The organism is Terriglobus sp. YAF25 (assembly GCF_052113305.1).
In the GTDB taxonomy this organism is placed as follows: Bacteria; Acidobacteriota; Terriglobia; order Terriglobales; family Acidobacteriaceae; genus Terriglobus.
The window spans coordinates 1-9,187 of sequence record NZ_JBFRCY010000312.1 but is presented as its reverse complement, the minus strand read 5'-3'; the positions used below and the strand labels follow the sequence as shown (position 1 = coordinate 9,187).

Sequence of the window (9,187 nt, the reverse complement as noted above, 5' to 3'; positions counted from 1 at the left end):
GCCTTGCGATCCCGATGTTGCCACTTCGAACCTCCATACGAAAGGGTTTTGCCAACTACGGACGTTAGAGCACTTTCCCTGTTGCTGGGTATCCCGAAAAGGGTATGCAGCGGCGTTTTCATTGCGGAAAACGCCCATAGATGCCGAGGCCCTACACTACACCTACAGGGAAAATGCCTAGCCTTGCACGAATTCGTAAGTGTAGGAGAGCAGGCCGTCACCGATCTTTCGTGTGTTGAGCAGATGCAGCGGCTTCTTCTTGTTAGTCTCGTCGAAGATACGCAGGCCGGTTCCCAGCATGACCGGGAAAACAATCAGCCGGAGTTCATCGGCCAGGTCCTGTTCAATCAGGGTGCGCACGAGCTGATAGCTCCCATAGACCACGATTTCCCCGTCCACTTTCCGCTTCAGCTCCGAAATATTCTTTACCGCATCTCCGTTGAGGACCGTAGAGTTGCTCCACTGAGGATGCTCGAGAGTCATCGACACGACGTACTTGGGGATGCTGTTCATTCTGTCCGCCCACTTGCGGCTTACGCGAACATCTGCGCCCTCGCCCGATAGCATCCGGGATGCGAACCACTCAAAGCTCCGCCTGCCCAGCAGTAGCGCGTCGGCACCCAGCGCTTCCTCCGTCTCGTTGGCGACCCAGCCTTCGAGGTCCTTGCCCCCCACGAACTGGTGGAACCAGCCGCCTTGCTCGAAGCCTTCCTGGCCGTCCGGATCTTGCACCACTCCATCGAGCGTTGCATTTGTGCTGATGACGATCTTTCCCATTTCCGTTCTCCTTTGAGAGTTGTCGGCTATCACTGGTCTAGACGCCGCGGCATCTGAAAAGGAGGCGCTCCGCGACCGCCCAGTTCACGTCCTGCCCGGCGTCTATATAGTTTGGAGCTGCACACAAGAGATGAGGTGGCAAGAGTGGAGCTGGCAAGAACTGACCTGATATCGAGGGCGCAGGCCGGCGACGGCGAGGCATTCCGAGCGCTGACCGAGCCACACCGTCGCGAGCTACACGTACACTGCTACCGGATGCTCGGATCGTTTCAGGATGCCGAGGACGCTGTCCAAGATACGATGCTCGGCGCGTGGCGAGGCCTCGAAGGATTCGACGGGCGCGCCTCACTTCGCACCTGGCTCTATCGCATCGCCACCAATCGATGCCTCGATGCGTTGCGCTCTGCTCGCCGGCGTCCTGCAAAGCAGTGGGACATCCCGGGGATCAGACCACCGGAACCCACTCGACTCGGCGAAATCCACTGGCTCGAGCCCTATCCCGACGCCCTTCTGGACGGTGCGATCAGTGTGCCGCTCGGTCCGGAGGCGCGCTACGAACAAACCGAATCCATTTCTCTGGCCTTTGTGACCGCCCTGCAGGTCTTGCCGCCTCGCCAACTCGCAGTCCTCATCCTGCGCGACGTCCTCGGATTCCACGCGAACGAAGTAGCCGAGATGTTGGACACCACCGTCGAATCGGTTAAAAGCACTCTCAAGCGCGCGCGTGCAGGAATGCAGCGCCGACTACCGGTGCCTGCCGACGTAGCACCGCCCCCTAGTAGGGACTCACCTGCAGAGGACGCGATTGTAGCGAAGTTTGTCATCGCCTTCGAAGCTGCCGACATCAACGCGTTGGTGGCTTTGTTGACCGACGACGTTTTCCTCTCGATGCCACCGATCCCGCTGGAATACCAAGGCCTAAACAGCGTGACCCGCTTCTTCGCATTCGTTTTCGGCTCGGAACAGAGATTCCAGTTGTTACCGACGCGAGCCAACGGTGGGCCGGCATTCGTTTATCGACACACAGCCGCCGGCATCAACGGAAGCGGCCTCTTAGTCCTCACTCTCGCCGGTGACCGAGTCAGCGCCATTATCCGCTTCGAAGAAACTGTCCTGCCCACATTCGGCCTACCGCCGTCCCTCCCGAGTGCACAGTAGACCGCCCTCGCGTTCGTGTTGGATTTGAAGGCGGTCTACCCATCTATGGGAATGTTGGTCAAGGGCCGACTTGATCGTTACCGATCCGGGTTTGAACAGGCCACGACGGGGGCGACCATTGCTGGTCCCCCCGCACTTCGCATAGATCACTAATTATGAATTCAACGTCTTTATGAATTCGGCGTCACAGAAAGGAACTTACTCCTGTGCATCATTCACTTCGCTACGTACTGGTAATGCTGCTAACTTCGGCAACATCGCTGTCTGCGAATTGGTGCGGGACCGTCGACCCAATACAATTGCGTTGATTAAGATTTGCCTTTGAGGACCACCGATGTTGCGTTGTGGAGCCGCTCTTACGAATTTGTCCCTTTGCATTTTTTTAACAGAAACTGACAAGTCAGAAGCAACCGGAGGTAACTCCTCACAAACGCTGATATAGATCGTAGGGCACGTGGCAATCTCACCGGGATGGAAGTTCCCGGAGATGTGGGATACAAAAGACGGCTCAGCACGCGATCATTGCGATAGCAACGTTCCATAAATCTGCAGGAAATGCTTCATTGCTTTACATCTTTTGAAGGACTATCCGCGTTCCACGATTTTGCACGGGGAGCCAAATATGACGACCGCCTCGAAATGCACTGTTGCTTTGGTCTCTGCGCTGTTTCTGCTTGTAGCGCCCGCGCATGCACAAGATCCGGCTCACGCGCCCGCAAAGCGCACACAGCCAGGGCATGATCCCGACGGGAAGCCGCGGATTGCTTTTCTCACGCATCGCCTAGGCGCTGACCATGCCGAAGGGATCTCGATGATCGATATGAACGGTGACGGCTTTGTCGATCTGCTGAGCGGCGCTTACTGGTACGGAAACCCAGGAAGGCAAGGCGGTGAATGGAAGCAGCACCAGTTCCGCACTGTCGGGATTCACAACGAGTTCGTCTCAGATTGCGGTGAGTGGGTCATTGATGTTGATCACGACGGCCTGCCTGACCTGGTGACTGCTGGATGGATCTCAAATGGCGTTTGGTGGTTCCGCAATCCAGGTCCGCAAGCCACAGTGCTCGGCGAACAATGGAAAGGCGAAAAGATCACGGATAGCTTTGACACAGAGGGCGGAGTTTTCGCCGATATTACTGGGGATGGCAGGCCGGATCTTGCGTTAGCTCACTACAACCGAGCCGGTGTCATTTGGATAGACTTCGCTACCAACAGGCCGAAGGTGCACCACCTCGGCGACAGCGAGCAGGATGGACATGGCATCGGCATCGCCGACATCGATGGAGACGGTAAAGCTGACATTCTCACGACGCACGGGTGGTTCCAGCAAATCAACGCGGATGCGGACAAATGGCAGTGGCATCCTGATTGGACTCTCGGTGAAACAGGCTTTCCCATACTTGCCTACGACGTGAACCACGACGGCAAGATGGATCTCATCTACGGACAGGGACATGGCTACGGTCTCTACTGGCTCGACCAGGCCGGCACACACGAACATCCACAGTGGATTCGCCACACGATTGACGACTCTTTCTCGCAATCGCACGCCTTGGCGCTGGTGGATCTCAATGGCGACGGCAGCCTGCAACTTGTCACCGGCAAACGCTATCGTGCACATTCGGGCGGGGATGCAGGCGCGTACRATCCGACGGTGGTGTATGCCTATCGGCTGCCTGTTGCAACAGAGCTTGCGGCAGCGAAGACTCACACCGGTACGAACACGGCAGACCCGACAATGACCATTTCAGATCCAGCCGCTGATCCTGTATTCAATCGCATCGCTCTCTCTGTCAATGGTACGGCTACAATCGGCACGCAGATCGTTACGGCGGACTTCGATCAGGACGGCGATCTTGACCTGGCGACAGCCGGAAAGCTGGGCGTTCATGTCTTTGAGAATCTTAAAGTGAACGAGATAAAGAAGGCCGCACGAGAGGATATGCAGCCCATCAATCGCGCATGGCCGTTTCCTGGCGAAGGAGCTGAAGTACCACAGGAAGATGGGCCGGCAGTTCCAAAGTAGCCGGCTGCTGATAAGTACTTAGTTCCTTATCGGAGCGAGGTGGAGCGGCGCGGAATCTCGTATCGAACGAAAACCCCTCACGTCTTCCTCCCTGTCCAATACCGGACGTCAGTTTACGGAATCGGACGATTACAGCGCTCATTCTTTCGCCAACACCGCATAAATCGCTGATATTCCATTCCATCCGAACCATTCCCTTGCCCTCGGCATCGGAGCCACCACCGCCATCTTCACCCTCACCTACCAGGTCATCCTTCGCTCCATGCCCGTCGAGCACCCCGAGCAGCTCTACAAGGTCGGAAAAGAGATCGAGTGCTGCGTCGACGGAAGCCAGCAGGGGCATTGGCGTCTCTTCTCTTATGACCTCTACCGCACCCTGCGCGATGAGACTCCGGGGCTCAATGGCCTCGCCGCCGTTCAGGCCGGCTCCGTCACCGTCAGCTCCCGTCGCAAAGGTGACTCCACCGGTCAGGTCCTCGAGGTTCGCTTCGTCTCCGGAAACTACTACACCGTTATGGGAGTAAAGCCCTTCGCCGGTCGCCTGCTCACACCCGAAGACGATCGCGAAGGCGCGGCGCCCGTCGGCGTCATCAGCCACGCCATTTGGCAATCGAAGTTCTCGAGCGACCCCACTCTCGTCGGCTCCAGCGTCATGCTCAGCGGTCATCCTGTCACCATCGTCGGCATCACCGCCGAAAACTTCCTCGGCGAGCGCAACGACGGCGACCCCGCGGGGGTATGGTTGGCGCTCAGCCTGGAACCTGAGTTCAACCCGACCCGTCAGCTCCTTCGCCAGCCGAACGATCATTGGCTCGATCTTATCGCGCGCATCACCAATCCAAAGAACGTCGCTCCCGCCGAGAACGCCATACGCGTAGAGCTTCTCCACTGGATTCGCGCACACCGCGACCCCGCTTCAAACGACCCCGAAACCGAGATCGCAAAACAGACCACCGAACTCGCACCCGCAGCCAGCGGCATCAACAACCTACGTGACGAGTACGAGAAGAGTCTCACCATGCTGCAACTCATCGCCGCCTTCGTCCTCGTCATCGCCTGCGCCAATCTTGCGAATCTCATGCTCGTCCGCGGCGTCGCCCGCCGTCAGGAACTCAGCGTCCGCAGCGCCCTCGGTGCCTCCCGCTCGCGCCTCGTCCGCGAAATGCTCGTCGAGTCCATCACCCTCGCTGTCTTCGGCGGCGCTCTCGGACTCTTCGTCGCCTACGCCGGAGTCAAAGCCATCCTCGCCATCGTAATGAAAGGCGTCACCGTCGATCCGCTCAACGCATCACCCTCTCTGCCTGTTCTCCTCTTCACCCTCGGCGTCTCCGCACTTACCGGAATCATCTTTGGCATCGCCCCCGCCCTTATGGCCTCGCGCCTCAACCCTGCCGAAGCTCTGCACGGAGCCAATCGCACCACTGGCAACATCAGTGGACTACAGCGCGCTCTCGTCATTGTTCAGGCGGCGCTCTCTGTCGCTCTTCTCAGCACCTCCGGCCTTCTCATCCTTAGCCTGCAGCGGCTTCAGCATCAGGACCTCCGCTTTGAGACCCATGGTCGCCTCATCGCCTTCGTCGACCTTCAGGCCGCAGGCATACGTTACGACCAGCTCGACAACCTCTACCGTCAGTTCGACCAGTCATTCGCCGATGCCCACAACCTGCATGACGCTGCATGGGCCACCTACAGCCCCATGTCCTACAACAACTGGAACACCGCCATAGCCCTCGACGGTGGGGATCCCGGCGCCAGGATGCTCGCCAGCTTTTCCTTCGTCTCGCAGCGTTTCTTCAACGCCGTGGGAACCCGAGTGCTTCAGGGACGCACCTTCACTGACGAAGACACATCGGCCAGCCGCCACGTCGCCGTCGTCAACAGAACCTTTGTCGATAAATTTCTCAAGGGCAAAAATCCCATAGGGAGTCTCTTCGGCCCCGATCCGCGCATGACAACCGAATACGAGATCGTCGGTATCGTCGACGACTCCAAGTACGGCGATCCCTCTCAACCCACACGCCCCATGTTCTTCATGCCTCTCTCGCAGACCGCGGATTACCAGAGCCTCAACGCCCCCCAGGGAATTCGCGATCAACATACGAAGAACGAGCATTTCGCGCACTTCGCTTCGAGAATAGTGGTTCGCTACGACGGTGACGCCGCTGCTGCTACCGCTGCCGTACGCCGCGCCATACAACAGGTGAATCCTGACATCGCCATCTCCTACCTCGTCACCTACGACGAGCAGGTCAGCAACTACTTCACAGGCCAGACCCTCGTCGTCCGCCTAACCGCCATCTTCGGTGCCGTCGCGCTCATCCTCGCCTCCATCGGCCTCTATGGCGTGACCGCCTACGGCGTCGCCCGCCGCATCCCCGAGATTGGCCTGCGTATGGCACTCGGCGCCGACCGCGCCAGCGTCGTCCGCCTCATCCTCCACGGAGCCGCCACCCAGATAGCTATCGGCCTCCTGCTTGGCATCCCTGCCGCCCTCCTCGCCGGACGCCTTCTCCAGTCACAGCTCTACCAAGTCAACGGCTACGACATCCGCACCATCCTTGCCGCCTGCGGAGTCCTCATCTGCAGCGCCCTCGTAGCCAGCGCCGTCCCTGCCCGCCGCGCTTCCAGCGTTGAGCCAATGCAAGCCCTACGAACGGAGTAGGAATATTCGAACCTGGGTCCCGGCAGATGATTCCCTGGTCCGCGACACAGTTCTTTCTGGAAGGTCTTTCTGAAGAGCTTAGAGCAATTCTCCTAATACTGTGGTGTTGGAGAAATCTGCGAATGCCGTTTTCTTCTAAGGAAAACGGCGCAAACTGCAAACGCTTCGCTCTACACCCTTAGGAGAACTGCTCTAGCTTTCATATGGACCCGCGCACACACGAAGTCCTATCACTCGATGTTGATGATATGCAGTCGTCGTTCTCTGTGAAAAAGGCCGTGCCCTCGTCCGCGAACTGACACGTCACCCCAAATGAATGCAAGCACCTAGCTCCTTATTGAAGCGAGGTGGAGCGGTGGCGAATCCTGGGGAAACCCCGTAAGTTTTGAAAAGGATGGTAGGCACGAGCGGATTCGAACCGCTGACCTCTACCGTGTCAAGGTAGCGCTCTAACCAACTGAGCTACGCGCCTGCGAGGTCGATAGGCATCCAAGAGTACATCCAGGAGACGCCCACCACTCAATTGTACCAAAGTATGTCCCGACTGAGTCTCGAAGGGGGCGCGGGGTGTAGGATGGCCGCGATGCTTTCCCAGGTACACGAGGGCGCTTCAGCTAAGATTCAGCTAAGTACTTTGAACGTCTTCGCACAGTTTCGTACGGCTCCCAATCTGCTCACGCTGTTGCGGCTCTTTCTGGTGCCGTTTCTGGTGATCGAAATCTTCGACGGCAAGTGGTCGGGCGCCTTCATCCTTTTTGTGGCTGCCGGCATCTCCGACGGTCTCGACGGTATGCTGGCGCGCAAGCTGGCCCAGCGCACCACCCTGGGCCAGTACCTCGATCCCATCGCGGATAAGCTGCTGCTCTCCACGTTGTTTCTGGTAGTGACGCATGAGGGGCTGGTACCGCGCTATGTGACGGTGCTGGTCTTCAGCCGCGATCTCGGCATCCTGCTGGTCTGCACCTTGTTGTATGTCACCAATACCCTCCGAGACTTTCCTCCCAGCATGCTGGGTAAGGTGAATACGGCTGTTCAGATCGTCACGGTCATTCTGATCTTGGTGCAACAGGTGTGGATGTGGCTCCCCTTTCAGACTCCGATCGATCTGCTGCTGCGTGCTATCTCCATCATTGCTCCCTGCTCTGCTGTCCAATACGCCTGGGCGGTCGCCCGGCGAGTCCAGGAAAGGGCAGCCGCCAACGGCGCCGCCTCCTGATCTTGTCCAGGTTGACTAGAGCATTTTCCCTGTTACTGGGTATCCCGGAAGAGGGGTGCAGTGGGCGCTTAGTCCTTCAGGCTTGTTTTGTCGCACAGCTTGTAACAAGCTGAATGGCGCGCGTCAGATCTTCGCGGCGGAACGGCTTCTGCAGCAGGAAGATCTTCTCGTCTTTCAGAGCACTCTGATTCAATTCATTGCGCGTGTACCCGGACATGTAGATCACAGGTATGGCTGGTTGTTTCGCCGTGATCTGTGCGCCTATCTCGACGCCGCTCATTCCGTTCGGAAGCACGACGTCGGAGATAAGCATATCGATCTCACCAAGCTGCTCATAGAGAGCCATGGCGCTCGGGCCATCCTCTGCGGCAAATGCTTCATAGCCCATATGGTTCAGCAGGCGTTCGAGCATCTTGCGAATCGACGAGTCGTCTTCTACCAGGAGGACGGTCTTCCTGGGGCCGGAGTGAACCGGGCCTGAGGCGGGTGGTTCCGCGGCAGTCGTCTCTGCCTGTTCATGTACGCGCGGCAGATAGAGGCTGACGACAGTTCCACTGCCCAGCTCGCTGGTGATGCCTAGTTGGCCGCCTGACTGCTTTGCGAATCCGTACACCATGCTGAGACCCAGGCCTGTGCCTTTGTTCACGGGTTTGGTGGTGAAGAACGGTTCCAGAACATGTTCCAGATCTTCGCGCGAGATACCTGTCCCTGTGTCTTTTACATCCAGCACGATGTAGTCGCCGGCGGGCAGCTCATGGACGAGAGCCTCTGTTGCGTCCATCGTGTGATTTCTACCGGAGATGATGATCGTTCCACCGTGCGGCATCGCATCGCGCGCATTGACGACCAGATTCAGGATGGCGCTCTCCAATTGACTCGGATCAACGAGCGTCTTCCATAGATCGTCGGGCAGTCGCTGTTCCACCCGGATCTCTTCACCCAGGCTGCGCGCCAACAGATCGGCCATCTCGCTTACTTGTGAGCGAAGATCGACGATTCTCGCTTCAAGAGACTGCTGCCGGGCATAGGCGAGCATGCGCCGCGTCAAACCGGCTCCACGGGCGACGGAAGAGAGTGCATCTTCTACCATCTCCCGAMTACGGTGATTGTCCTCAGCCTCATCCGCGATGCCTTCCAGGTTTCCCAGGATGATCATCAACAGGTTGTTGAAGTCATGGGCGATGCCGCCGGTCAATTGGCCGATGGCATCCATCTTCTGAGATCGCCGCAACTGCGCTTCGGTCGTATTGCGTTCCGTCACATCCAGCGCCACAACCATGCGTGCCGGTGTCCCTTCATAGACCACGGCATGGCTGAAGATATCGACCTCGATCAGCTTGCCGTCCTT

At 58.1% G+C, this 9,187-nt stretch carries 6 protein-coding genes and 1 tRNA gene; 4 read left to right on the top strand and 3 right to left on the bottom strand.

The annotated features are described in order from the left end of the window. Positions 1–177: 177 nt before the first annotated feature. Positions 178–777 carry a dihydrofolate reductase family protein gene (locus AB4043_RS14100; RefSeq protein WP_442302206.1) on the bottom strand — a complete coding sequence of 200 codons (600 nt, stop codon included), beginning with the start codon at positions 775–777 and terminating at the stop codon, positions 178–180. 144 nt (positions 778–921) lie between these two features. Between AB4043_RS14100 and AB4043_RS14095 the strand changes: the two genes are divergently transcribed. The 3 genes from AB4043_RS14095 (at position 922) to AB4043_RS14085 (ending at position 6,623) form a co-directional block, all read left to right on the top strand. Beyond that, positions 922–1,935, top strand: a complete 1,014-nt coding sequence (locus AB4043_RS14095; RefSeq protein WP_442307323.1) for a sigma-70 family RNA polymerase sigma factor — start codon at positions 922–924, stop codon at positions 1,933–1,935. A gap of 622 nt (positions 1,936–2,557) precedes the next feature. After that, complete coding sequence (locus AB4043_RS14090; RefSeq protein ID WP_442307322.1) at positions 2,558–3,961, top strand: FG-GAP repeat domain-containing protein; 1,404 nt, start codon at positions 2,558–2,560, stop codon at positions 3,959–3,961. 163 nt (positions 3,962–4,124) lie between these two features. Further along, the gene (locus tag AB4043_RS14085; RefSeq protein ID WP_442307324.1) at positions 4,125–6,623 is read left to right on the top strand and encodes an ABC transporter permease; all 2,499 of its coding nucleotides are present in this window, start codon (positions 4,125–4,127) and stop codon (positions 6,621–6,623) included. Between the two features lie 395 nt (positions 6,624–7,018). Here the strand turns inward: AB4043_RS14085 and AB4043_RS14080 are convergent. Beyond that, a tRNA-Val gene (locus tag AB4043_RS14080) sits at positions 7,019–7,095 on the bottom strand. A 111-nt stretch (positions 7,096–7,206) separates the two neighbouring features. Here AB4043_RS14080 and AB4043_RS14075 point away from each other — a divergent pair. Beyond that, entirely contained in the window at positions 7,207–7,839 is a 633-nt protein-coding gene (locus AB4043_RS14075; protein ID WP_442302210.1) for a CDP-alcohol phosphatidyltransferase family protein, read from the top strand. A 76-nt stretch (positions 7,840–7,915) separates the two neighbouring features. Here the strand turns inward: AB4043_RS14075 and AB4043_RS14070 are convergent. Next, a partial coding sequence (locus AB4043_RS14070) for a response regulator (RefSeq protein ID WP_442307321.1) occupies positions 7,916–9,187 on the bottom strand: 1,272 nt, incomplete at its 5' end.

Coding starts and splice junctions, on each gene's coding strand:
- AB4043_RS14100 (WP_442302206.1), bottom strand. CDS start 777: ATGGGAAAGATCGTCATCAGCACAAATGCAACGCTCGATGGAGTGGTG.
- AB4043_RS14075 (WP_442302210.1), top strand. CDS start 7,207: ATGCTTTCCCAGGTACACGAGGGCGCTTCAGCTAAGATTCAGCTAAGT.